A 24289-nucleotide genomic window follows, 5' to 3' on the forward strand; every position below is an offset into this window, starting at 1 on the left:
TTTATTGTGGCAGAGTGTATCGCTCTTATGGGAAAAAATATTATATTGGCCACCGCTCTGACTGCCTGGTTTTGCGCTCAAGTTCTCAAGACATTAACGTCCTATTGGAAGCATGGTGCGCTTAATTTTGAACGTTTAGTAGGTGCGGGCGGAATGCCTAGTTCCCATACGGCATTAGTAATGAGCTTAGCCTGGGCTGTAGGACTTCATGATGGCTTTGATTCATCATTATTTGCTGTAACTATTGTATTGGCAAGTATTGTTATGTATGATGCAGCTGGAGTACGTAGAGCAGCTGGGAGGCAAGCAAAAGTTATTAATAAGTTAGTGCGTCAACTACGTGCAGAACATACAGTACGTGATATTCGCTTGAAGGAGCTCTTAGGGCATACGCCTCTAGAAGTATTAGCTGGAGCAATATTAGGAATTACTATTGCCCATGGCTTTAAGAATTTATTAGGATAACAAGTATATCATAAGGGCTTTGTGATAAGCCTTTAATATCACAGTAACTATAGAAAACTTAATGCTGATTGAATCATGTTATGTTATAATGTTTTTACAGATTGTGGATTACTGAAAGAGGGTTGTTATATTTGAAGACAATACTTGAGGCCATTAATAAGCCCCAAGATTTAAAAAAACTCTCATTTGAACAAATGAGAGTTTTAGCGGAAGAAATTCGTCATTTTTTAATCTGTTCCGTCTCTAAGACAGGCGGACATTTAGCCCCCAACTTAGGTGTTGTAGAGCTAACGATTGCTATACATAAAATATTTAATAGCCCCGTTGATAAAATCGTATGGGATGTTGGTCATCAATCATATGTACACAAAATTTTGACAGGTAGGCATAATGAGTTTTCATCGTTACGTCAGTTTGGTGGTATAAGTGGATTTCCTAAAATAAGCGAGAGTGTGCATGATGCTTTTGGCACAGGTCATTCTAGTACGTCTATATCTGCTGCATTAGGAATGTCATTAGCTAGAGATATCGTAAACGACAAAGAAAATGTACTAGCTGTTATTGGTGATGGTTCTTTGACTGGCGGTCAGGCCTATGAAGCATTAAACCATGCTGGACATTCAGGAACAAATATGATTGTTATTCTTAATGATAATGAAATGTCCATTGCTAAAAATGTTGGTGCTATTTCGGAATATTTGTCTAAAATGCGTACAGAGCCCAAATATACAAAAGTTAAACAAGATATTGAATTTTTGTTACGGCGTATTCCAGCGATTGGTGATACAGTAGCAAAAACTGTAGAGCGTGTCAAAGACAGTTTGCGCTACCTACTAGTCCCTGGTGTTCTATTTGAAGAATTAGGATTTAATTATATTGGCCCGATCGATGGACATAATTTAGAATTGCTTTGTGAAGTTCTTGAAAAAGCGAAAAAGATGCAGGGGCCTATTCTAATCCATGTTCTTACTTGTAAAGGAAAAGGTTATAAACCTGCTGAATGTAATCCAGGTAAGTTTCATGGTGTTGGGCCTTATTGTGTCGAGTCTGGCGAAGTGATAAAAAAGGGTAATAACCCGACGTATTCAAGTGTCTTTGGTGATACTCTGCTAGATTTAGCAAAGCAGGATTCACGCATTGTGGCGATAACAGCCGCTATGCCAGAAGGAACTGGTCTCAAGAAGTTCGCAGCTGCCTTTCCTAAACGGTTCTTTGATGTAGGTATTGCTGAACAAAATGCGGTTACCATGGCTGCGGGCATGGCAGTTAAGGGAATGAAGCCAGTAGTGGCCTTATATTCAACTTTTTCTCAAAGAGCATATGATCAGATTTTGCATGATATCTGTTTGCAAAAACTACCTGTAATATTTGCATTAGACCGGGCCGGAATTGTAGGTGACGATGGTCCAACTCATCATGGATTATTTGATTATAGTTTTTTGCGGCATATTCCGAATTTAGTAATTATGGCACCAAAGGATGAAGATGAACTACGGCATATGCTGCTTACGGCAATCAATATGAATGGGCCAGTTGCTATTCGATATCCACGTGGTAGTGGCTTGGGAGTCCCCATTGACAAGCCTTTACAGGCGATTTCCATAAGTTGTGCTGAGGAACTAAATAGCGGCACAGATGTAGTCTTCTTAGCAGCTGGTTCTATGGTTGAACCTTGCCAATCTGCCAGTAAGCTACTTGCCTCAAAAGGGATAAGCGCTGGTGTAGTAAACGCTAGATTTATAAAACCGTTAGATGAGCAGATTATCCGAAAATTATCGCGGGACGTTGGTGTTATTGTTACGGTAGAAGAGAATACCTTAACTGGAGGATTTGGCTCAGCCGTTCTTGAATATATAAATACGCAAAGTTTTAACTGGGTTAAAGTGCTACGGTTAGGTTTTCCTGATAAGTTTATTGAACAAGGCGCACGAACTCAACTATTGGAAAAATACGGTTTGACAGCAGAAGCTATTGCTGCTGAGGTAAATTCTTTTGTCCAAAAATTTGGAGCGCGGTGAAAAATGAGTAAAGTACATAAAGAACGTTTGGATGTTTTGTTATTGGATAAAGGCTTAGTTTCTAGTAGGGAACGAGCTAAGTCTTGTATTATGGCAGGATTAGTATTTGTTGATGAACAAAAGATTGATAAAGCTGGTACTTTAGTGCCAGTAGATAGCAACATTGTTGTTACTGGTGATAATATTGGTTACGTAAGCCGTGGTGGATTAAAATTAGCAAAAGCCTTGAATTTCTTTTCCGTAAATTTAGTCGATAAGGTTATGGCGGACGTAGGTGCTTCCACAGGTGGATTTACGGATTGCGCATTAAAAAATGGTGCTAAACAGGTCTATGCGATTGATGTTGGCTATGGTCAATTAGCTTGGTCTCTTAGAACTGATAGTCGAGTTATTAATATGGAACGTACTAACATTCGTAATGTTACCTTAGAGCAACTAGGACAGCCCTTAGATTTTGTTTCTATTGATGTTGCATTCATATCACTAACAAAAGTACTACCTGTTATTAAAACGCTATTATCCTTGACTGGTACAGTAGTGGCTTTGATAAAACCACAATTTGAGGCCGGACGAGGAAAAGTTGGCAAAAAAGGAGTAGTAAAAGATCCTTTAGTTCATAGTGAGGTTATTCATAATGTTATCAATCATGCATGTGAATTAGGATTTACACCCCTTGGCCTTACGTACTCTCCAGTAAAAGGTCCAGAAGGTAATATAGAATATCTTGTTCATTTAGCAAATTTTACAGCAGAGTTAGGAGTTACTGGTGAGACCATAGAAAAGATTGTACAAGAAGCTCATGCGGGAGCCATATAGAAAGTTGTTATTGGCAAAGCAATTTTATTATAGAGTGTACTAAAAGCCGCGCAACCTTAATGTAACAAGGCTGTTTTAATGGCAGGAGATTTAAATCACCTGCCATTATGGTGTATTTAAATAATGGGGGATTGTGTGTGTTAACAATAGGTCTATTTCCTAATACGAACAAGCAGAGTGTAGTTACTGTGCTAGGTTGGATGGTGCAGTACTTTAAAGAGCATGGTGTACGTGTTTTATTACCTACAGAGGCTGCAGAAAAAATGGGATATCTAGAGTTAGCCTGTAGTCAAAAAGATATGGTAAAGGAAATTACAGTAGGTGTTACAATAGGTGGCGATGGGACCTTATTAAATACAGCAAGAGAAATTGCTTGTGCTGGTATACCTATATGCGGAATTAACATGGGGCAATTAGGTTTTTTAACTGAAGTAGAGCTCCCCGATTTAAGCAGCTCCTTAGATAAACTTGTTCGTGGAGAGTATCGTATTGAAGAACGATTGATGTTAGATGCAATCATTGTTCGTAGAGGCAAGACCATTTATGTTTCTTCCGTTCTGAATGATGTGGTAATTAGCAAAAGTGGAGTCTCACGTATGATTAAGTTCAATCTATTTGTTGATGAAGAATTAACAGCTAATTATGCAGCTGACGGTTTAATTATAGCTACAGCAACTGGTTCCACAGGATATTCATTATCAGCAGGCGGTCCTATTATAAATCCTAAGTTAAAAGTGATTGTATTAACACCTATTTGCTCTCATACATTACATGTCAGACCATTAGTAGTTTCCGATGAAGAAGAAATAAAAGTAGAGATGATAGCAAATCAGGATGATGTTGTTTTAACAATTGATGGACAGACAGTATATAGCTTATTGCCTGAAGATACTGTGCTCGTGAAACGTTCATCCTTTAGGGCACAATTTATACGACTTAATAATAGAAGTTACTACGAAACACTACGTACTAAACTATGGCGGAGTGAGACAAATGCAAACTTTTAATGCAGTCAAATTGGCACAATATTTATTACTCCCGAAAGTTAATGAAGCGCAATGTATGATAGATGCGACGGCTGGAACAGGTAGGGATACTTTATTCTTAGCAGAAAATTCTTCTAGTGATTCCATTATTTGGGCTTTTGATATTCAAGAATTAGCAATTTTAAAAACACAAGATTTACTAAATCATCATAAAGTGGCCCCTGACAAGGTAAATTTGGTAGCAGATAGCCATGCTAGTGTAGCTTCCTATGTAAATAGTCCTATCGACGTAGCTATGTTTAATTTAGGATATTTACCTAATGCAGATCATACTATTACAACGCATTACCAATCAACAATAGAAGCTTTACAACAAATTTTAGATTTACTTTGTACCGGCGGTCTCATTTCCGTAGTAACCTATCCTGGGCATCAAGAAGGATATCTTGAGCAGCAGGCTGTAAATGAGCTATTTAAATCATTACCATCAAAGTTATTCACTGTGGGCTCTTGGTCTATGATGAACCATAGTAATCAGCCTCCCATATTATATGTAGTTGAAAAAACGAGGAGTGAAGCCTGTGAAAGTTTTGCGTCACGCCAAAATAAAAGCAATAATTGAAGATAATGTAATTGAAACGCAAGAAGAATTAGCTACTGCATTGCGCAAGCAAGGAATTGAAGTAACGCAGGCTACCGTCTCAAGAGATATAAAAGAATTGATGCTTATCAAAGTCCCTGCTGGAGATGGCCGCTATCGTTATGCTTTTCCTGTAGAACAAAGCGCAGCTTTTCTACAGCCCCGAATGGAGCGAATATTTCAGGATTCTGTTATTGGTATAGATTATAGTGAAAATATTGTAGTGATAAAAACATTGCCTGGTACTGCACAAGCCGTTGCGGCTGCCATCGATAATACCAAATGGCCAGATATTATTGGTACAGTAGCTGGTGACGATAATATTTTGGTTGTTGTTAAGCCAACTGATGCAGTTCCTCAGGTGATGGCAAAGTTACATACATTATCACAGTAAAAATTAGGAGAGAAATTACGTGTTAAAATCATTGACTGTTACTAATTTTGCATTAATTGAGCAGGCTATGGTGGAATTTGATGAGGGTTTAAATATACTAACTGGAGAAACAGGTGCTGGTAAGTCGATCTTAATTGATGCCCTCAGTATTATCTTAGGCAATCGAGCATCTGTTGATTCGATTCGCACTGGTTGTGATTATTTTCGAGTTGAGGCAGTATTTGATATTTCCAAGAACTCTACCATTTATAAAATAGTAGAAGATCAGGGCATTATCGTAGAAGATGATGCAATATTAATCATAAGCCGTCGTTTTTCTCGACAAGGTAAAAATGTTATCTTGATTAATGGATGCCATGTTACTGTAACTATTTTACGACAAATAGGTGAAAAACTTGTTGATATGCATGGTCAACATGAAAATCAGGCTTTATTACGCCCCGAGTCTTATTTATTTTTATTGGATGCTTTTGATAATAAAATTAAAGACATTTTGGGTGAATATCATATCGTTTATCAGAATTGGCAAGAAATAATGAAACAGCAATCGTTACTCGAACAAAATTCAAGAGAACGAGCTCAGCGTATTGATATGCTCAGTTGGCAAACACAAGAAATAGCTGCTGCAGAACTAAAGCCCAATGAAGAGGAAGACATTGAGAGGCAATTACCCGTACTAGCTAATGTTGAGAAAATTACCACTGCTGTCAATCGTGCCTATTTTTTGTTAGAACAAAGTAGTAATGGAATGAAGGGTATTTTACCAGCACTGGCTGAGGTAAAACATGAACTAGAAGTCATTGCTCGTTATGATAACCGAATACAGGGACAACTTAATGTTATCAGTGATGCTTTATACCAATTAGAAGAAAGTTGCATGGATTTGCGCGTATATAGTGATCAAATTGATTATGATCCCAATAATTTATCCGTATTGCAAGAACGTATGGATTTGATTTATAAGCTGAAAAAGAAGTATGGTGGAAGTACTGGAGAAATATTAGCTTATTATGAGTCTGCACTTTCCGAGTTGGCAGATATTCATAATTATGATAAAAATATCATCAAATTGCGTGAACAACAGAAAGAAATAGAAAGGTCATTAGGGCAATTTTCTGAAAAGATTACGGCTTTGCGACAAGAAGCTTCTAAATTACTTGCTAAGCAGATCTGTGGACATTTAAATGATTTAGGCATGACAAACGCGAAATTTAGTATAGAAGTAACAAAAAGCTCAAACTTTACTTTTAATGGAGCTGATGAAGTAATTTTCTTATTCTCAGCCAATCTTGGAGAACAAACCAAACCCTTGTATAAAATTGCTTCAGGTGGTGAACTTTCTCGTATTGCTTTAGCAATAAAAACAGTTTGTGCCCATCGTGATGCTGCTGGTATTATGGTGTTCGATGAAATTGACGCTGGAATAGGCGGTCAAGCTGGGCATATGGTAGCAGAAAAGGTTGCTAAAGTGGCATCGACTAGACAAGTGTTGTGTATCACTCATTTACCACAGATCGCGTGTATGGCTGATCGCCATATTTATATAAAGAAGCAAATTGAGGGTGAAAGAACGAATACTGTAATCCAAGTTTTGGATAAAGAGGAACAATTGCTTGAAATAACAAGAATGATTTCAGGTACTGATATAACAAAAATCGCATTGGACAATGCCAAACAAATGTTTGATTCTGCATATCGTAAAAAAGAAAAATGGGAAAATAAAGCGCAAGCATAAGCTTGCGCTTTATTTTTCGTCAAAATCGCCGAATTTCAAAATACATAAGATTATACGTGAATATCAACAGAATAATAGCCTTATAAAACGGGAATCTTTAAAGTTAAGAGGTTAAGAAGAAAAATCAATTTTCTTGGTGTCTTCTCTTTACTCAAACGTATGACTGTTTTTTTCTAGGTAGTTTTGAATACGATTAGGGAGGGGGAAATAATAAAAATATGAAAAATAGTAGGTACCGTTCTCTTTTGGGAATGTGTCTTGCAGTGTTAATTGTTGCCTTCTGTTTTTCGCCGCAGTTTCGTACTATCTATGAATTTCCACCTCATATGCGTATCATTGAAGGAGAAGTTGCGTTATTTAATGTTAATTTTCCTTTAACACTAAGTGTTGAGCCCGATGAAGAAGACCAATCCGCTCTGCCCAAATATGCGTTATCCCGATCCGTATTCTTAGAAACTTTAAAATTAAGAACAGCTACTATTCAATTTAAACTGTTAGGTATCATTCCCATTCGGACAGTACAAGTAGATGTGCTACCAACTATTAAATTGGTTCCTGGAGGACACTCGATAGGTGTTGTATTACATTCTCGGGGTGTCATAGTAGTTGGGAATTCACCTGTTTCTACGAATAATGAGCAATATGTAACGCCGGCGAAAGATGCAGGAATTACTGTTGGTGACGTTATTTTAAGTATTAATGATATTCCTGTACAAAGCGATAGCCAAGTAGCTGAAATTATTGACAATACTGGTAGACAACAGGAAATATTAAAAATACTTATAAAACGTGGTGAAGAACAAATAACAATTAATTTAAAACCAGTGCTATGTAATGATACCAAAAGATACAGAGTTGGATTATTTGTACGTGATAGTGCTGCTGGTGTAGGTACCTTGTCTTTTTATGATCCGAAAACTCATGCTTATGGGGCGTTAGGGCATGTAATCACAGATAGCGATACAAACCAACCGATTGATTGTGCTCAAGGTAAAATAGTGTCAGCGGCAGTGTCGGGAATTCAACATGGTAAGAGAGGACAACCAGGAGAAAAAATTGGTGTATTTATTGATGAAGACCATCTGCTGGGAAATATACAGAAAAATACTAAGTTCGGTATATATGGACAGTTGCATGATAACATAGCAAATGACCTATATTCTGAAGCAATACCTGTTGCTTCAATGAATCAAGTTCAGACGGGGCCTGCTGAGATTTTAACAGTTGTAGATGGGCAAACCATTGAGCGTTTTAAAATTGAAATTCAAAAAGTAAACTTACAAGAATATCCTGATGGTAAAGGACTCGTTATTAAAATAACTGATCCTATTCTACTAGAAAAAACAGGTGGTATTGTCCAAGGTATGAGTGGTAGTCCTATTATTCAAAATGGTAAGTTAGTTGGTGCAGTAACCCATGTATTTGTTCATGATCCAACTAGAGGCTACGGATGCTTTATTGACTGGATGCTAATGGAAATTGGCGTAGTTCCTAAATCTGAAAAACAATCTGCCAGAAAACTATTTACGTTTTCTGGTTTTTTTATGGAAAATACATATTAAAGATAGATAAGAACCTCTTTGCTTGTAATATTTAGGCAAAATGTGTAACAATTTAACGATAAATAATAAGCTAAAATATGGTTTTTTTTTCCATAGAAGGAAGGGATTTATATAGCTTTGTCGAATTGATATTATTAGAGAAAACAGCAGGGAGAGGATTTTACGTGATTAGAGAAACAATTAAAGTAGCTATTGCAGATGACAATAGAGAATTTGTTGGTATTGTTCAGGACTACCTTACTCAACAAGCAGATTTTCAATTAGTTGGTATTGCTTACAATGGTGAAGAAATTTTATCAATAATTGAAGAGAAAAGTCCTGATGTAGTAATTTTAGATATTATTATGCCTCATCTTGATGGTATCGGCGTTTTAGAACGTCTTAATACATTAGCTGCTAAGCGGCCTAAAGTTATAATGCTTACTGCCTTTGGACAAGAAAGTATTACACAGCGTGTCGTAGAATTAGGGGCTGACTACTATATATTAAAACCATTCAATATGGATGTACTAGCTAGTAGAATTAGACAATTAGCCACTACTATCACAACACAGCGCCCAGTCGTGGCTCAAGCAATTAAGGCTCGCCCAGTTGATGTAGAAGTTACTAATATTATCCGTGAAATTGGTATTCCAGCGCATATTAAGGGTTACCAATATTTACGAGATGCGATTATGATGATTATCACTGAAATTGATTTATTGGGTGCTGTAACTAAAGTTTTATATCCTATGATTGCTGAAAAATATTCTACTACACCTAGTCGTGTGGAACGCGCTATTAGACATGCCATTGAAGTGGCTTGGAGTCGTGGTAATATGGATATGATTAATCGTTTATTTGGTTATACTGTTAAGTTGGAAAAAGGAAAACCGACTAACTCAGAATTTATGGCAATGATTGCCGATAAATTAAGATTGGAAATGCGGGCATAAGTTATCACTTTTAGAACAAAGCTCTACAAACTAGATTACTAGTATGTAGGGCTTTTTCGTGGTGAACGAAGTAACTTTTATACATAAGGTGAAGGTGATTGGGTAAGAATTATAGAAGTGTATAATGTCCATTAGGATTTATAAATATTATTTTAATATAAATGTTCTTAAAAGTAATATATGTATACGTATTCCTAAATATACCGATAAATTGGGGGTAATCTTATGAGTCATTTAGCGGAAAAATTTATAGACACAAAAGTAGTTTTCGAGGGTAAATTGCTCAAGGTATTTTCTGATAAAGTAGAGCTACCAAATGGTACTGAAGCATCACGAGAATTTATTAAACATCCTGGGGCTGTAGCGGTTGTTCCAATTACACCAGAGGGGAAAATTGTATTAGTAAGACAGTTTCGTTATCCTGTAGGTAAGGTCATGCTAGAAATACCAGCTGGGAAACTAGATTATGGTGAACATCCTGATGCGTGTGCATTAAGAGAATTAGAAGAGGAAACTGGCTTTATCGCAAAAAATATAAAAAAGCTGACCTCTATTTATACTACTCCCGGGTTTACTGATGAAATAATACATCTTTATATTGCTGATCAATTATCAGTATCTAAGCAACGGCTAGACGAAGATGAATTTTTAGATGTTGAACTGTATACAAAAGAAGAAATAAAAACTATGATTGCCGATGGTAAAATTAATGATGCTAAAAGTATGCTTGCTTTATTGTTAGCAGAAATATAACCAAGTTATTTTTTAAATGAATAAGTTAACACGATAAAGTAAGTGGACAAATAAGGTATAAACTCAGCTTGCATGACATATATCATAACAGAAGAAACAGGGAGGATGGTCGCATGCTGGGGTATCTTCGCCAAAATTTTGGAATGTATTTAAAGGCAAACATTGTTGCTTATTTTTTTATGATTCTTATTTTTGTTATTGGTATTGTTGTGGGGGCATTAGCTGTAAAGATATTGCCAGATGAACAAAAAACTGAACTTATTAATTACTTGCGTATTTTTTTTACAGGATTGGCTCAGGGAACTGAAGAAGTTGCCTCCTCTGAAACTATGATTGGTGTCGTAATGTTTAACAACGCTAAAACAGTAGTTTTAATGTGGATACTAGGATTTACTATTGTTGGAATACCTTTTGTATTATTTATTTTATTTACAAGGGGTTTTATAATTGGCTTTACTGTAGGATTTTTAGTAAATGAATATGTCATGAAAGGATTATTATTTGCATTTGCATCCGTACTGCCACATAATTTATTTGCCGTTCCAGCTATCTTAGTGCTTAGTGTATCAGCAACTACATTTTCTCTTATGCTATTACGCCGTAAGACCTATGGTAAGGTAAATATATGGTATGAAGCAATTCGGTATTCAATTTTATGCATGATAATTTTAGCCCTTATGCTGTTTGCAGCTTTGCTAGAAGTATATATTTCACCAGTATTTATGAAACTAGCAGCAAGCTTATTAGCGAAGTAGCAGTGAGCATAAAAGAATACTCGGCTATTCTTTTATTTATTAATTTGAGTATTGGAATAATAATTATGAGGACTGTAAATTTTACAGTCCTTATTCTATTTATAGTTGAATAAAGCAGGTAGATAGTGAATAAGCATTATATTAAGTTAAGCTAATTAGGAGGTGGAGTAGAAAAGTGGTAATTAATTTCTCAGGAAACAGTCTTATAAAGAAAACAAAACTTATTTTTAAGTTAATTATCTTAGTAATTATAGTATTTTATATTTTGCCGAAATTGTTAAGTTTGTTGTGGTATCTAAATCCTCCTGAACTTAAAATACGTGAAGAACATTTATTAGAGAAGCCGCTAAGGGTAATCTCAAATATAATAAATTATAGTTAACAAAAAAAAATGCCATAAAGTATGGATTTTGTTAATATTAAACAGGAAAAGAGAATATTATGTGGAATAAGGAATTAGAAAGATTTTCGTGATTTTATGACTGGAAAAGTAGAAAAAGGGTGGTAAAAATGGAAGGTTATGTTAATGAGTTTATTAACTATCTTGCAGTTGAAAGAGGTTTGGCACAAAATACGCTAGAATCATATGGTCGTGACTTGCATCAATTCCAAGTTTATTTACAAAATGGAAATATGGAAATCTTAAAAGACTCTAATCGCACTACCATCCTCAGTTATTTAAATAATCTTCAATCTAAAGGAAGAGCCGTTTCCACAATTTCCCGCAACCTTGCTGCAATAAAATCATTTTATCAATATCTGGTACGTGAACGTTATTTAGAAAAGGATCCCGCTGCTAATCTTGAGTCTCCAAAACTTGAGAAAAAGTTACCAAAGGTTCTAAGTATTGGTGAAGTTGAGGAATTATTAAAACAACCTAGTGGATTTTTACCTACAGGTCTTAGGGATAAGGCAATGTTAGAACTTTTATATGCTACAGGCATTCGCGTTTCTGAATTAATATCTTTGAATATATCAGACGTTAATTTAGAGATGGGATATATAAAATGTTATGGTAAAGGTGCCAAGGAACGTATAGTTCCTTTAGGCTCGATAGCTGCCAAGTGTGTACAGGATTACGTTGGTAAAGGACGTTCTAAACTAATACGTACATATGAAGAAGCCGCCCTTTTTGTTAATCATCATGGAAATCGATTGACAAGGCAGGGGTTTTGGAAAATTATAAAAAAATATGCACAGGAAGCTGATATTAGTAAAGCGATTACTCCTCATACATTGCGTCACTCTTTTGCTACACATTTACTAGAAAATGGTGCCGATTTACGTTCTGTACAAGAAATGCTTGGTCATGCAGATATTTCTACTACGCAGATTTATACTCATGTTACTAAAAATCGCTTAAAAGAAGTGTATGATAAAACACATCCCCGAGCATAGTAGTAGCATAAGTAATTAGGCTAGTTTTAAAAGGAAATTAATTGTTATATTTGTTTTGGGCCAATAGGATAGCTAGATTGTGTGCTCATCAAGTTTTTTTCTGTCTTGAAAAAAATAGGATTAAGCTTATTTCCTATTGACCCGATGGATTTTGTAGAAAGTTAATTTCTACTCTTTTGAAAATATTATTAGTTAAGGACAGAGCTTTTTTCACAAGAAATTCTGAGGTGAAATAAATGAGACTGTTAGATATTATTACTAAAAAACGTGATGGCTTTGTTCTCACCGATTTGGAAATCAACACTTTGATTCATGCATATACGAATGATGAAATACCTGACTATCAAATGGCAGCGTGGTTAATGTCAGTATATTTTCAAGGGATGACGATTGAAGAGACCGCAACGCTAACTATGGCAATGGCCAATTCAGGTAATATGATGGATTTAACTGCTGTTCCTGGTATTAAAGTAGATAAGCATAGCACTGGTGGCGTGGCTGACACTACCACGTTAATATTAGCACCCTTAATAGCGGCAGCTGGGGTACCAATTGCTAAAATGTCGGGAAGAGGATTAGGTTTTACAGGTGGAACACTTGATAAATTAGATGCTATTGCGGGAATCAAGACAACTCTATCACAAAGTGAATTTATTAGTATTTTGCAAAAACATAATGTAGCAGTAATTGGCCAGAGTATTGATATTGCACCAGCAGATGGTAAGATCTACGCATTACGAGATGTAACTGCTACGGTTGAAAGTATTCCTTTGATAGCTTCCTCAATAATGAGCAAAAAAATTGCTGCTGGAGCCAACAAAATTCTACTTGATGTAAAGGTCGGTAAGGGCGCCTTTATGAAAAAAATGGAAGATGCAATAAAATTGGCTGAAACTATGGTACACATTGGTCAATTAGTAGGAAGAGAAACTAGAGCTATCGTAAGTAGTATGGATGAGCCACTGGGACAAGCCATTGGTAACAGTCTAGAAGTACAAGAGGCTATAAATATATTAAGTGGACGTGGGGAAGAATCTCTAAGACATGTTAGTTTATTTCTAGGAGCTCATATGCTTCATATGGCTCGTGCTGTACCAAATATTACTGTTGGCTATGAAACCTTAACTAAATTGTTAGATAACAAAATAGCCTTAGCTAAATTTAAAGAGTTTATATTAGCCCAAGGTGGTAATGCAAACATAATTGATAACCCAAATTTATTGCCACAAGCAAAAATAAAGGTTAAAGTAGTAAGTACAGATAGAGGCTTTGTACAAATGGTTGATGCTGCAAAAATTGGCAATTGTGCTATGAGATTAGGGGCTGGGCGAGAGTACAAGGGGCAAAAAATAGACTTAGCAGCTGGAATAATGTTAGAGCAACGAGTTGGTGACTTTGTTGAAAAAGGGCAGCTTCTTTGTACTATCTATGCCAACGATGAACGCCATGTAAAAGAAGTGCAGGCATTACTTTTAGATGCTATTAAAATTGGTAGTGATAAAGTTTCTAAAACCAAGTTAGTTTTAGGAACTGTAGATATACAAGGGTTCCAGGCTATATAAAATTATATTAAACCAAAAATTGGACTAGCTTAGCTAGTCTTTTTTTATTGTTAAATTTCCAGTGTAATTGGTTTTTATCTTGGAGAAGCTAAAAAAAAGAGAAAGGAGTGTTTTGCTTATGTGTCGACTGAAGAAATTTAGAATGATTCTTCTTCTTGTCTGTATTTTAGTTTTAACAAGTGCCTTCAATCAAACGATACAAGCTGCCGACAATAAGAAAGCAATAAATGCAAGCTTTCAAACAACGGCGCAATCCGCTATTTTGATGGATGGTAATGGTACAATCCTATATGAAAAAGAATCACACAAACGTTTACCGCCTGCAAGCGTTACAAAGTCTATGACTTTGTTATTAGCGACTGAGGCGGTAGAACAAGGCAGGGTTAAATTAACCGACACAGTACAAATATCTGAAAATGCTTGGCACCAAGGTGGTTCACAAATATGGTTAGAACCTGGCGAGACAATGACTTTACACGAATTAATGATTGCCATCGCTGTGGTTAGCGCTAATGACGCTGCAGTAGCTGTTATGGAACATATATATGGAAGCCAAGAAGCTGCTGTGGAGGCTATGAACCAACGTTGTATTAGTCTAGGGCTTAATGATACTCATTTTGCAAATGTAAATGGTCTACCAGCACCTGATCATTATATGAGTGCATATGATACAGCACTCATTGCTAAAGAAGCGGTCAAACATCCTTTATATATGGAGCTCTGTGGTATAAAAGAATATTGGTTGCGTGATGGGAAAAATTGGCTAGTAAATACAAATAAATTATTATGGTGGTATAAGGGAGCAGATGGTTTGAAAACGGGCTGGACACAAGAAGCCCAATATTGTTTCGCTGGAACAGCGAAGCGTGACGGCTTACGGTTGATATCTGTTGTATTTGGTACACCTGAACCACGTTCTCATTTAAGAGAAAGTATAAAATTATTTGACTGGGGCTTCGCGAACTTTTCTGCAATGTCTATTGTAAATGCTGGAGAAGTCATTGAAAGAATAATGATTAATAAAGGGATGGAAAAAGAAGTTCAACTAATTGCTTCTGAAAACTTAACTTTATTATTAGGTAAAGGTGAAAGTAAAAATATACAAAAGAAAGTGGTAGTAAATCCTGCGGTTACAGCTCCTGTTGCACAAGGTCAAAAATATGGAGAACTATTAGTATTACGTGATGGTAAAGAAGTAGGTAAGGTCGATTTAGTAGCGGAAAAAGCTATAGAAAAGGCAAGTTTACTCAGGACATTGCAAAATATGATTACTAACCTATTCTCTATAAAGTAATAATAGTTAAAGCGGAAAAAATTCCGCTTTTTTTATTTTTGTGCAGGAAAAATTTACCTTTTGAAGAATAATATTAGCAGAGCTAAGTGAGGAGGAAAAAAATATTGAATATAACTACATCACTGAAACGAGGTGTCCTTTTGGTACGAGTCGAAGGCGAATTGGATATGCATGTTGCAGCAGAGTTTAGGCAAAAGGTAGATAACGCATTAGAAACAAGCGGTGTACAAAATGTTTTATTTAATTTACAAGGTGTTAATTTTATTGATAGTTCTGGCTTAGGAGTTCTTTTAGGACGTTATAAGAAAATTAGTGGCTTGGGCGGTGTTATGTCCGCGACTCAAATTCAACCACAAGTATCTCAAATATTTGAGTTATCAGGTTTATTAAAGATTATTAAGCTATATCATTCAGAAAAAGAAGCGTTAGAATGTTTATGAGGAGGGCATCATGGCAATAAAAAATCAAATTACAATGAGTATTCAAAGTCTTAGCGAAAATGTTGGTATTGCCAGGGTGAGTGCTGCAGCTTTTGCAGCTCAAATTGATTTTACTTTAAATGAAATTGAGGAAATTAAAGTTGCTGTATCAGAAGCCGTTTCTAATGCTGTTATACATGGATATGAATACCAGAATGGGGAAATAGAAATTAGAATGACTCTGTATAATGATAAATTAGAATATATTATCATTGATCATGGTAAAGGAATTACGGATATTGATTTAGCACGGCAGCCTTCCTATTCGACTGATCCAGAACGTATGGGTTTGGGATTTGCATTTATGGAATCCTTTATGGATGAACTGGCAATCACGTCAGAGGTCAACAAAGGTACAGAAGTGCGAATGGTAAAAAAAACGTTACTAAAAACGGAGCATTAGGTGGTACGCCATGCTTGAAGATAAAGAGATAAAGGCCTTGCTAATTAAAGCACAAAACGGTGATCAGATCGCTAAGGAATACATTTTAGAAAATAATATAAATCTTGTTAGAAGCGTTGTACATCGATTCACAAACCGTGGGTATGAATGGGATGATTTATTTCAGTTAGGGTGTATTGGGCTGGTGAAAGCAATCGAACGTTTTGATACTACATTTAGTGTCAAATTTTCTACATATGCGGTACCAATGATTATTGGTGAGATACGTCGATTTATGCGAGATGATAATCCTGTTAAAGTTAGTCGGCCTATTAAGGAGCTAGCATATAAAGTACATCGTACCCAAGAAAGGTTACAAGGTCTTTTAGGCCGAGAACCGACAATAGCGGAAATTGCGAAAGATTTAAGCTTAGTACCGCAAGAAATAGTAGCGGCACTTGAAGCGAATCAATCACCTGTATCATTATATGCCAGTGTATTTCATGATAGTGGAGATCCAATACTTCTTCTTGATCAGTTAAAGTATTGTGATGGGCAAGACAATGCTTATTTTGAAAACCTAGCGCTAAAAGAAATTTTGTTACGTTTACCAGAAAAAGAGCGTGTAGTGATTCAGTTACGTTTTTTTGCTGATAAAACACAAGCAGAGGTAGCTGAGATAATAGGATTATCTCAGGTGCAAATATCGAGAATTGAAAAATATGCTCTTAAATTAATGAGAGAATTTATGCAGACCTCCTAAATAGAGGTCTTATTTTTTTATTTAAAAGGACATAATAATAGTAGAGGTGAGAATCGTGTTTCGCAATAAAAAATATATTATTATAGCGCTGGTAGTAACGTTAGGCACAGGTATATTTACATGGTTTTTCTTTGATGGCAAGTTGCCACATCGATCACCTATACGGGCAAAGCAAGTTTTCTACCAGATAGTAACGAATAGAGTTCTTATGTAAAATATAACGGTATTTTCTTATAGAAAAAATATGAGCAAGTATAATACCAATAGTTGTGCGCAAACTATAGAGGAACCACATTATTTTATCAAGGAGGTAATAAGCATGGTTGTAAAAGTTATTGAATTAGTTGGAACTTCTAGTCATAACTGGACAGACGCAGTAGACAATGCAGTCATGGAAGCATCTAGATCAATTGATGACATATTGGGTGTTGAAGTAACTAACTTTACTGCTAATATTGACAATGGGCACATAGCAGAATACAAAGCCGATGTAAAAGTAGCTTTTAAAGTAAATCATTAAAAGTATATGGATGTTAAAGAGAGAGTGCCTTTTTGGTACTCTCTCTTTAGATAAACAACTTTTATCTATTTTAACGCATATTTCAGAACACTGTGGTCAAAATAAGAAAAGACTTCTTTTGTAAAGGTAGAAAAGTTAATACGATAAATTTTTTTAAAGGTGAATTGAATGAAAAACGAGCAGCAGGAAATGCAACAAGAGAAATATCAAAGTAAAGTGGATAACCTTACACCTAAGCCTCCCTTGTTAAAAAACATTTGCTGGGCTTTTATAGTAGGGGGAATTATTTGCACTTTGGGGCAGTTAATTACAGATTATTTTGTAGGGCTAGGGTTTGTGAAGAAGGAAGCATCAGCCTATTCTACAGTGGTACTAGTGTTTTTAGGGTCTTTTTTAACGGGGTTAGGGCTTTATGATGATTTAGGTAAACGGGCTGGAGCAGGTTCGATCGTACCCATCACAGGGTTTGCTAATTCAATCGTAGCACCTGCTATGGAGTTTAAGCGGGAAGGTTATGTATTTGGAGTGGGTGCGAAAATGTTTGTTATTGCTGGACCAGTATTAGTCTATGGAATGATAACATCTTTCATTATAGGATTAATTTATTGGCTAAGACTATAGGAGGTGATTAAGTGAATAAAAAGAAAGGAAAGCAAAGTATTCTATTTGCAAATCCACCAGTAATAACAAGCGTAGCCAATATTGTTGGCCCTATGGAAGGGGAAGGATTCTTACAACAATATTTTGATACGATTATGCAGGATAATTTACACGGTTTAGCTAGTTGGGAACAATGTGAATCTTATATGATGGAATATGCTATTAAAAAGTCTGTAGAAAAAGAAAATAGTACAATAGATAATATTGATTGTATTTTTGCTGGTGATTTGTTAAATCAGTTAATGAGTACTCATTTCGCTATGAAAAATTTACAGAGACCTTTTTTAGGACTTTATGGAGCTTGTTCCACTATGGTAGAAGGCATGTTGCTTAGCGCGATAATGTTAGATGGTGGCTTTGCTAGTAAGGTTGTAGCTGCTGCTTCTAGTCACCATGATGCTGCAGAACGTCAATATCGATTTCCTAATGAAATGGGTGTACAACGACCCCCTAGTGCACAATGGACAGTAACGGGCTCGGGCGCAACCGTTGTTTCAATATCGGGAACTGGTCCACGCATTACCGGAGCAACTATTGGTAAGATTGTAGATTTCGGTATTAAAGATCCCAACGCAATGGGACCTGCAATGGCGCCAGCAGCTGTTGATACGTTATGGCAACATTTTCAAGATACAGGAAGGACTCCAAATTATTATGATATGATTTTCACTGGTGATTTAGGGAGTGTAGGAAGAGATTTAGTAATCCAATTGCTGCAAGAAAAAGGCCTTGATATAGCAACGAATTACCAAGACTGTGGGTGTATGATTTATCGAGAGGAACAAGATGCTCACGCAGGTGCGAGTGGATGCGCTAGTTCGGCAATTGTCTTTACTGGTCTTATATACCAGAACTTAATGAGTGGTAAATGGGAAAAAATCCTTTTTTTAGGAACTGGAAGTTTACATAGTACAACTTCTTATCAACAAAAAGAGTCAATTCCTTGTATTGCTCACGCAGTAGCAGTAGAAGTATTATAATTTCATGTAGAAAAAGGGGGGGGAATATTGCAACTATATATTATGGTTTTTGTCATTGGGGGAGGCTTGTGCGTTCTTGGTCAATTGTTAATGGATGTAACACCACTAACGCCCGCCCACGTTTTAGTACTATTTGTGGTTTTGGGAGGAATATTAAGTGGACTAGGCTTATATCAGCCATTGGTTGACATTGCTGGAGCTGGGGCAACTGTGCCGCTGTTAGGTTTTGGTCATGCGTTAGTCAGTGGGACGATTGAAGATATAAATAATTATGGTTTTTTGGGAATCTTTAGCGGTGCTCTAAGGTCAACAGCCTCAGGTATAATGGCCGCAGTTGTTTTTGGCTTTTTTATGGCAGTATTATTTAACCCTAGGAGTAAAGGCGGATAATGCTAGCAGTCGACATTATTGGTATAGCTGCAACAATTCTTCTGATAGGAATACGTTATCCTCACTATGTTTTAGTAGCTGCATTTATTCACGAGTTAGGTGGCATTTTAATTACTGTGTTTCTACATGGGCAAATTGATAGTATAGTAGCAGCTGGGGCTTTTGGGACAATAGAAGTTAGTAATTATAATGCAAGTTTTATAGGAATTTTGATTTTATTTAGTGGTTCCTTAGCAAATTATATTGCAAGCTCTCTAACAGGTGGAATTGTCTTTGAATCAACGTCTCGATTACTAAATCCGATAAGTATTCTAAAATCTCCTTTTTCTGTGATAAATTATCGATTGTGTATCGTATCCTGCGTTATTAACCTTTGGAAGATTTTTATGTGAGGTGCAATTGTGCAAAAAAGAGCTTCACGACGTTCAATGAATAGTGGAAGAAAAAATGAAGAACAACAGACAAATAAAGTAGAAAAACAGGGAGATTCCATTTCGCAAAAAGACTGTAATACAGATAGTTTAATTGCTGACATGGCTCAAGGATTTATTCAGGCGCAAGCTAATACAGTGAATAATGCCAGCAAACTATCTAATAAGGATGTTATATCACTATTAGAAAAAGTAAATAATCAATTGGAAGAAATAAAAGGATCCACCAAAGAAAAACAAAATGTAGGGAACCAAGCACAAGGTGGTCAATCCTCTAATAAAAAATCCACACAGCAAGAAGAAGTGGAACAATCAACTAGTGGTAGTAGTAGTAAGGAAAAAACAGATCAGGAATTACTAAAACAGCTAAAAGAGTTAGTAGGTGCAACACTTCAAGAAAAAGGCAAAAATGAAAATAGTATAAATACATCTTCGAAATCACAAAATGATAGTAGTGAAAATTCAGATACAAAAAATCAACAACAAAGTAATATGCCAGCTCAGATGGCGAGTCAGGTACTAGCACAAGCGCAGTATGAGTTAGCTAACGAGCTAGAAAATAGTTTAGAAAAACTTAAGCAAGTTATTAAAAAAAGTGAAAAAGTTGCTACAAATATTAGTAATCTATTAGGTGAAGAAAACAAAAATAAATCTTGAGGTGAAAGTATTGTCAAAAAAAATAAGAGTAATACTAGTTACAGATGGTGATAGAGTCGCGCAACATGTTGTAGAGGAAATGGCTACATCCCTGGGGTTACGTTGTATCTCGGCTTCTGGCGGAAATCCCACTCCAATAAGTGGACAAGAGATTGTTACTTTATTAAAACAAGTTCATCATGATCCGGTATTAGTTATGTTTGATGATAGGGGCAGTCGTCATAAAGGCAATGGAGAAGTTGCTATGGAATATGTGGCTTCTCATCCTGATATTGAGGTTTTAGGAGCTGTTGCAGTGGCATCAAATACAACTGGTATAGCTGGAATTGCTACTGATGAATGTATTACCAGTGGAGGTGACATCGTAAATAATCGTTCTGTCGATAAAAATGGCGCTATAAAAGGTGGGCATCATAATAAGTCTATTATTACGGGAGATACGGTAGATGTACTAAATGATGTGGACATACCTTTTATTGTAGGGATAGGAGACATTGGCAAAATGGATAGAGCAGATGATATAAGCCGAGGTGCACCTATTACTCGTAAAGCAATTGAAGAGATTTTAAAACGGAGTGGCATTGAATATGGAAGAACAAGAGAGAATTAATAAAGACTTAGATCATAATATTAATTATTTAAAGGACTTATTAGGCGTTGGAGAAAGCTTTGACATTATTTTTCGTGAATATAAGGTAGGACACAAAAGGGCAGCATCATTCTCAATCAATGGTATGACAAATGACGTAATACTTACCAATGTTTTTCAGGATATGCTTACACTACATCCAGAAGAGTTATCAATAAATACTTTACAAAAGTTGTTTTATACTCGAGCAACGCATTCTCAAGTGAAGTTAATGGATAATATGAAAGATGCGGTAACGAGTCTATTATCTGGTGAATTGTTATTTTTAGTAGATGGAGAAACGGAACTAATAATCTTTGATGCTAGAGCATATCCTGCAAGGATGCCTAGTGAATCCACTATTGAAAAAGTAACTAGAGGTTCACGAGATGCATTTGTTGAAACGTTACCCTTCAATACAGCATTAATTAGACGACGCCTACGTGACCCCAATTTACGCTTTGAAATCGTAAAAGTAGGTGTACGCTCAAGAGGAGATATTGCCGTTTGCTATATCAAAGATATTACGGACCCTAAGCTTATAGATATCGTAAAACAACGCTTAAATAACATCAACATTGATGGTATACCGATGGCAGAAAAGGCTATAGAGGAGTATATTGTCGGTGGAAGTAAGTGGAATCCATTGCCAAAAATAAGATATACGGAACGTCCCGATGTCGCAGTAGTTCATTTGCTAGAAGGGCATGCCTGCATAATTTCTGATAACTCACCGAATATAATGATACTTCCAACTACCTTTTGGCATCACGTACAGCATGTAGAAGAGTTTCATCAGCACGTAATGATTGGGTCTTATCTTCGCCTAGTAAGACTTTTTGGCATATTATTATCTTTGTTATTACCTCCATTATGGCTGGCATTGGTTTTACAGCGTCATTTACTACCAGAGGCTTTGGCGTTTCTTGGCCCGCGGGATCCGGGGATTATTCCCATTGGTTTTCAATTCCTTTTAGCTGAGGTCGGCGTAGAGCTAGTACGCATGGCAACTGTTCACGTGCCGACTGCGCAAGCTACTTCTCTTGGTTTTATTGGTGCCTTTATGTTAGGTGATTTTGCTACCAAAGTTGGTCTCTTTGGTAATGAAATTATTTTTTATACTGCTGTGGCAGCCGTTGGTGCTTTTGCCACGCCAAGTATAGAATTTGCTATGGCTATAAGGTTTTTTCGTGCGGTTTTATTATTGTTAGTTCTATTCTTCAAGTTACCAGGTTTAATAGTAGGATTAATAGGTATCTTTATAGTAATGGCTACTACTAAGTCATTCGGAATTCCTTATTTATGGCCATTCTTACCTTTTAACTTAAATGGGATGAAAGATGTCTTACTACGATTACCTTTACCAAGCAAAGTTTTACGTCCTGCCATATTAAAACCTCTAGATCCTGACCGATTAGAGAATGAAAATAAAAAAGATGAAGACAAAGATGAAAACAAATAATGAATCCTCGCTTAAGCGAGGATTCATTATTTTCCCTTATAGTATTCTCTTATTTTCGCCATGCTTTCGTTTATATTTGCTATGTGTTCTTCTGCAGAACCCTTATTCTCAGCTTCAACGGCGTCTTTTAGTTGCTTTACCGAGGAATGAGTTTTGGTTGTTTCAGAGAGGATTCCTATCTTTTCCATACTAGGCTTGGTTTGCCCCCAGGTGCCCTCTAGTTCTTTCATTTTGGCCTGGGCCTTTTTCCAAGCCATATCGTGGATATAGAAACTAACGTTTCTAATCGTGTTACCAACTGCAACAATATCTGAAAGGGGTGAAAGCTTATATGATTTGCCTATATCACTAATGTTAGCCATGAATTTATTAAGACTTTCATAAGAATCAGCATTTTTATGTCCACTAATATCAGTTACTAATTTCTCTAGAGCACCGTCAGCCTCTTTAACTCCTTTTTTGTCACCAATTTGATTCTTTATCTGAGGCCATAATGCTTGTAATGTACTTAGTCCACTTTCAGCTTGCGCCCAGTTACCATTTACAATGCCTTCAAAGATAACTCCAGCAGTGGCTTCTAAATCATATAATTCTTCCGGCGGAGCTGTAAATCGCTGGGTTAAAGGTGGATTTGGTTTAGTCTCTACCGGTTTTCCGGCAGGTCCTATTTCTGGCTTCTTTGCTGGGCTAAACATACTGCAACCACTTAGCAGTAATGATATACTAATTATTGCTGCCAGCTTTTTATAGGATGATTTTAGTCGTGACAATGCAGTTACCCCTCCTTTTGACTATAGCATTTGCGTGTAGTATACTATTTATTCTTAATTTTTAGTAAAATAGAAGGGATAAATCCATAATATCTCTTTCATCTAGCCAAGATTCTCATAAAATATTTTAAATAGGGTTATTTTTTTGCTTTAGCTAAATTTTTCTAGTATAATTAGGTTACAATTTGCTTTTTATGAGAAAGTAGTATAGCTTGAGGGGGAACAAGAGTGTTTGGTTTCGATGAAAATATGATATTTAGAATTCCAGCTCTACTTATTGCTTTGACTATTCATGAGTATGCTCATGCTAGAGTGGCGGTATGGCTAGGAGATAATACTCCACGAATGATGGGACGGTTAACATTAAATCCTATTGCCCATCTTGATCCCTTCGGACTGATTATGTTATGGCTATTCAAATTCGGTTGGGCCAAGCCAGTACCAATTAATCCTAACAATTTTGCAGATTGGCGAAAAGGAAACATATTAGTTTCTCTTGCAGGGCCCATTTCAAATGTAATTGTGGCATTTGTGGCTGCCATTACTTATGGTGTACTATTTAAGTTGCATCTCCTTTCAAGTGGAATAGCTATGATTATAAGTTTTACTTATAGCTATAATTTAATTTTTGCAGTTTTTAATATGATTCCCTTACCACCACTTGATGGATCAAAAGTATTAATGAATCTATTGCCAGGACGGCAAGCTTATTTTTTTGAGAGAATTGAGCCCTATGCTCCATTTATTTTAATGGCACTAGTCCTTTTTAATATGATTAACGTTTTTATTGGACCATTTTATAGTGCTTTAGATTTTATTATTAATCAATTAGTAGGAAAAATTCTTTAACAGGG

At 36.1% G+C, this 24289-nt stretch carries 27 protein-coding genes; 26 read left to right on the plus strand and 1 reads right to left on the minus strand.

Annotated elements, in window-relative coordinates:
• The first annotated feature begins 6 nt into the window (after positions 1–6).
• The 25 genes from UFO1_RS09880 (at position 7) to UFO1_RS10005 (ending at position 22665) form a co-directional block, all read left to right on the plus strand.
• Positions 7–465, plus strand: coding sequence for a divergent PAP2 family protein (locus UFO1_RS09880; RefSeq protein WP_038675076.1), 459 nt, complete (start codon positions 7–9; stop codon positions 463–465).
• A 131-nt stretch (positions 466–596) separates the two neighbouring features.
• On the plus strand, positions 597–2483 hold the full coding sequence (dxs, locus tag UFO1_RS09885) for a 1-deoxy-D-xylulose-5-phosphate synthase (RefSeq protein ID WP_038670377.1): 1887 nt from the start codon (positions 597–599) through the stop codon (positions 2481–2483).
• A 3-nt stretch (positions 2484–2486) separates the two neighbouring features.
• Positions 2487–3299 (plus strand): TlyA family RNA methyltransferase, encoded by an 813-nt coding sequence (locus tag UFO1_RS09890; RefSeq protein WP_038670380.1) that lies wholly within the window; start codon positions 2487–2489, stop codon positions 3297–3299.
• Positions 3300–3436: 137 nt separating this feature from the next.
• Complete coding sequence (locus UFO1_RS09895) at positions 3437–4306, plus strand: NAD(+)/NADH kinase (RefSeq protein ID WP_038670382.1); 870 nt, start codon at positions 3437–3439, stop codon at positions 4304–4306.
• Positions 4293–4907, plus strand: coding sequence for a class I SAM-dependent methyltransferase (locus tag UFO1_RS09900; RefSeq protein WP_038670383.1), 615 nt, complete (start codon positions 4293–4295; stop codon positions 4905–4907). Before UFO1_RS09895 ends, UFO1_RS09900 begins: the two co-directional genes overlap by 14 nt.
• Positions 4867–5319, plus strand: a complete 453-nt coding sequence (gene argR / locus UFO1_RS09905; protein ID WP_038670385.1) for an arginine repressor — start codon at positions 4867–4869, stop codon at positions 5317–5319. Before UFO1_RS09900 ends, argR begins: the two co-directional genes overlap by 41 nt.
• 19 nt (positions 5320–5338) lie before the next feature.
• Complete coding sequence (gene recN / locus UFO1_RS09910; protein ID WP_038670387.1) at positions 5339–7054, plus strand: DNA repair protein RecN; 1716 nt, start codon at positions 5339–5341, stop codon at positions 7052–7054.
• A gap of 218 nt (positions 7055–7272) precedes the next feature.
• Positions 7273–8616: a SpoIVB peptidase gene (spoIVB, locus tag UFO1_RS09915; RefSeq protein WP_038670389.1), complete on the plus strand. Its 1344-nt coding sequence runs from the start codon at positions 7273–7275 to the stop codon at positions 8614–8616.
• Between the two features lie 77 nt (positions 8617–8693).
• On the plus strand, positions 8694–9551 hold the full coding sequence (spo0A, locus tag UFO1_RS09920; RefSeq protein ID WP_371256684.1) for a sporulation transcription factor Spo0A: 858 nt from the start codon (positions 8694–8696) through the stop codon (positions 9549–9551).
• Between the two features lie 225 nt (positions 9552–9776).
• Positions 9777–10304, plus strand: a complete 528-nt coding sequence (locus tag UFO1_RS09925; protein ID WP_038670393.1) for an NUDIX domain-containing protein — start codon at positions 9777–9779, stop codon at positions 10302–10304.
• Positions 10305–10417: 113 nt separating this feature from the next.
• Positions 10418–11059, plus strand: a complete 642-nt coding sequence (gene spoIIM / locus UFO1_RS09930; RefSeq protein WP_038670395.1) for a stage II sporulation protein M — start codon at positions 10418–10420, stop codon at positions 11057–11059.
• A gap of 510 nt (positions 11060–11569) precedes the next feature.
• Complete coding sequence (gene xerD / locus UFO1_RS09940) at positions 11570–12457, plus strand: site-specific tyrosine recombinase XerD (protein WP_038670399.1); 888 nt, start codon at positions 11570–11572, stop codon at positions 12455–12457.
• A gap of 236 nt (positions 12458–12693) precedes the next feature.
• On the plus strand, positions 12694–14019 hold the full coding sequence (locus UFO1_RS09945) for a pyrimidine-nucleoside phosphorylase (protein WP_038670401.1): 1326 nt from the start codon (positions 12694–12696) through the stop codon (positions 14017–14019).
• 118 nt (positions 14020–14137) lie between these two features.
• On the plus strand, positions 14138–15313 hold the full coding sequence (locus UFO1_RS09950; protein WP_038670404.1) for a D-alanyl-D-alanine carboxypeptidase family protein: 1176 nt from the start codon (positions 14138–14140) through the stop codon (positions 15311–15313).
• 104 nt (positions 15314–15417) lie between these two features.
• On the plus strand, positions 15418–15753 hold the full coding sequence (gene spoIIAA / locus UFO1_RS09955) for an anti-sigma F factor antagonist (RefSeq protein ID WP_038670406.1): 336 nt from the start codon (positions 15418–15420) through the stop codon (positions 15751–15753).
• A gap of 10 nt (positions 15754–15763) precedes the next feature.
• A complete protein-coding gene (gene spoIIAB / locus UFO1_RS09960) occupies positions 15764–16195 on the plus strand; it encodes an anti-sigma F factor (RefSeq protein ID WP_038670408.1) in 432 nt (143 codons plus the stop codon).
• Between the two features lie 10 nt (positions 16196–16205).
• Positions 16206–16937 carry a SigF/SigG family RNA polymerase sporulation sigma factor gene (locus tag UFO1_RS09965; protein ID WP_038670410.1) on the plus strand — a complete coding sequence of 244 codons (732 nt, stop codon included), beginning with the start codon at positions 16206–16208 and terminating at the stop codon, positions 16935–16937.
• A 319-nt stretch (positions 16938–17256) separates the two neighbouring features.
• Entirely contained in the window at positions 17257–17457 is a 201-nt protein-coding gene (locus UFO1_RS09970; protein ID WP_007934091.1) for a dodecin family protein, read from the plus strand.
• A gap of 168 nt (positions 17458–17625) precedes the next feature.
• Positions 17626–18078 carry a stage V sporulation protein AC gene (gene spoVAC, locus UFO1_RS09975; RefSeq protein WP_038670413.1) on the plus strand — a complete coding sequence of 151 codons (453 nt, stop codon included), beginning with the start codon at positions 17626–17628 and terminating at the stop codon, positions 18076–18078.
• An 11-nt stretch (positions 18079–18089) separates the two neighbouring features.
• The gene (gene spoVAD / locus UFO1_RS09980; RefSeq protein ID WP_038670416.1) at positions 18090–19097 is read left to right on the plus strand and encodes a stage V sporulation protein AD; all 1008 of its coding nucleotides are present in this window, start codon (positions 18090–18092) and stop codon (positions 19095–19097) included.
• 42 nt (positions 19098–19139) lie between these two features.
• Positions 19140–19487, plus strand: a complete 348-nt coding sequence (spoVAE, locus tag UFO1_RS09985) for a stage V sporulation protein AE (protein ID WP_038675077.1) — start codon at positions 19140–19142, stop codon at positions 19485–19487.
• Positions 19487–19879 (plus strand): hypothetical protein, encoded by a 393-nt coding sequence (locus UFO1_RS09990; protein WP_038670418.1) that lies wholly within the window; start codon positions 19487–19489, stop codon positions 19877–19879. Before spoVAE ends, UFO1_RS09990 begins: the two co-directional genes overlap by 1 nt.
• A 9-nt stretch (positions 19880–19888) precedes the next feature.
• On the plus strand, positions 19889–20575 hold the full coding sequence (locus UFO1_RS09995) for a hypothetical protein (protein ID WP_038670420.1): 687 nt from the start codon (positions 19889–19891) through the stop codon (positions 20573–20575).
• A 1-nt stretch (position 20576) separates the two neighbouring features.
• Positions 20577–21185, plus strand: a complete 609-nt coding sequence (locus UFO1_RS10000) for a stage V sporulation protein AE (RefSeq protein WP_305809538.1) — start codon at positions 20577–20579, stop codon at positions 21183–21185.
• The gene (locus UFO1_RS10005) at positions 21163–22665 is read left to right on the plus strand and encodes a spore germination protein (RefSeq protein ID WP_038670424.1); all 1503 of its coding nucleotides are present in this window, start codon (positions 21163–21165) and stop codon (positions 22663–22665) included. Before UFO1_RS10000 ends, UFO1_RS10005 begins: the two co-directional genes overlap by 23 nt.
• Positions 22666–22691: 26 nt before the next feature.
• On the opposite strand, the gene UFO1_RS10010 is transcribed toward UFO1_RS10005, so the two are convergent.
• Entirely contained in the window at positions 22692–23435 is a 744-nt protein-coding gene (locus UFO1_RS10010; RefSeq protein WP_038670426.1) for a DUF4363 family protein, read from the minus strand.
• Positions 23436–23663: 228 nt separating this feature from the next.
• Here UFO1_RS10010 and UFO1_RS10015 point away from each other — a divergent pair, with 228 nt between their 5' ends.
• Positions 23664–24284 carry a site-2 protease family protein gene (locus tag UFO1_RS10015; protein WP_038670428.1) on the plus strand — a complete coding sequence of 207 codons (621 nt, stop codon included), beginning with the start codon at positions 23664–23666 and terminating at the stop codon, positions 24282–24284.
• The last annotated feature ends 5 nt before the right edge of the window (positions 24285–24289 follow it).

It is taken from the genome of Pelosinus sp. UFO1, assembly GCF_000725345.1.
Taxonomy (GTDB): domain Bacteria; phylum Bacillota; class Negativicutes; order DSM-13327; family DSM-13327; genus Pelosinus.

What these genes read in the sequence shown, in the direction of transcription:
- spoVAE (WP_038675077.1), top strand. Translation starts at nt 19,140, where the DNA reads ATGGTTTTTGTCATTGGGGGAGGCTTGTGCGTTCTTGGTCAATTGTTA.
- UFO1_RS09900 (WP_038670383.1), top strand. Translation starts at nt 4,293, where the DNA reads ATGCAAACTTTTAATGCAGTCAAATTGGCACAATATTTATTACTCCCG.
- spoIVB (WP_038670389.1), top strand. Translation starts at nt 7,273, where the DNA reads ATGAAAAATAGTAGGTACCGTTCTCTTTTGGGAATGTGTCTTGCAGTG.
- spoIIAB (WP_038670408.1), top strand. Translation starts at nt 15,764, where the DNA reads ATGGCAATAAAAAATCAAATTACAATGAGTATTCAAAGTCTTAGCGAA.
- UFO1_RS09945 (WP_038670401.1), top strand. Translation starts at nt 12,694, where the DNA reads ATGAGACTGTTAGATATTATTACTAAAAAACGTGATGGCTTTGTTCTC.
- UFO1_RS09925 (WP_038670393.1), top strand. Translation starts at nt 9,777, where the DNA reads ATGAGTCATTTAGCGGAAAAATTTATAGACACAAAAGTAGTTTTCGAG.
- spoIIM (WP_038670395.1), top strand. Translation starts at nt 10,418, where the DNA reads ATGCTGGGGTATCTTCGCCAAAATTTTGGAATGTATTTAAAGGCAAAC.
- UFO1_RS10005 (WP_038670424.1), top strand. Translation starts at nt 21,163, where the DNA reads ATGGAAGAACAAGAGAGAATTAATAAAGACTTAGATCATAATATTAAT.
- UFO1_RS09890 (WP_038670380.1), top strand. Translation starts at nt 2,487, where the DNA reads ATGAGTAAAGTACATAAAGAACGTTTGGATGTTTTGTTATTGGATAAA.
- xerD (WP_038670399.1), top strand. Translation starts at nt 11,570, where the DNA reads ATGGAAGGTTATGTTAATGAGTTTATTAACTATCTTGCAGTTGAAAGA.
- UFO1_RS09965 (WP_038670410.1), top strand. Translation starts at nt 16,206, where the DNA reads ATGCTTGAAGATAAAGAGATAAAGGCCTTGCTAATTAAAGCACAAAAC.
- UFO1_RS09990 (WP_038670418.1), top strand. Translation starts at nt 19,487, where the DNA reads ATGCTAGCAGTCGACATTATTGGTATAGCTGCAACAATTCTTCTGATA.
- spo0A (WP_371256684.1), top strand. Translation starts at nt 8,694, where the DNA reads ATGGTTTTTTTTTCCATAGAAGGAAGGGATTTATATAGCTTTGTCGAA.
- UFO1_RS09950 (WP_038670404.1), top strand. Translation starts at nt 14,138, where the DNA reads ATGTGTCGACTGAAGAAATTTAGAATGATTCTTCTTCTTGTCTGTATT.
- UFO1_RS09970 (WP_007934091.1), top strand. Translation starts at nt 17,257, where the DNA reads ATGGTTGTAAAAGTTATTGAATTAGTTGGAACTTCTAGTCATAACTGG.
- spoVAC (WP_038670413.1), top strand. Translation starts at nt 17,626, where the DNA reads ATGAAAAACGAGCAGCAGGAAATGCAACAAGAGAAATATCAAAGTAAA.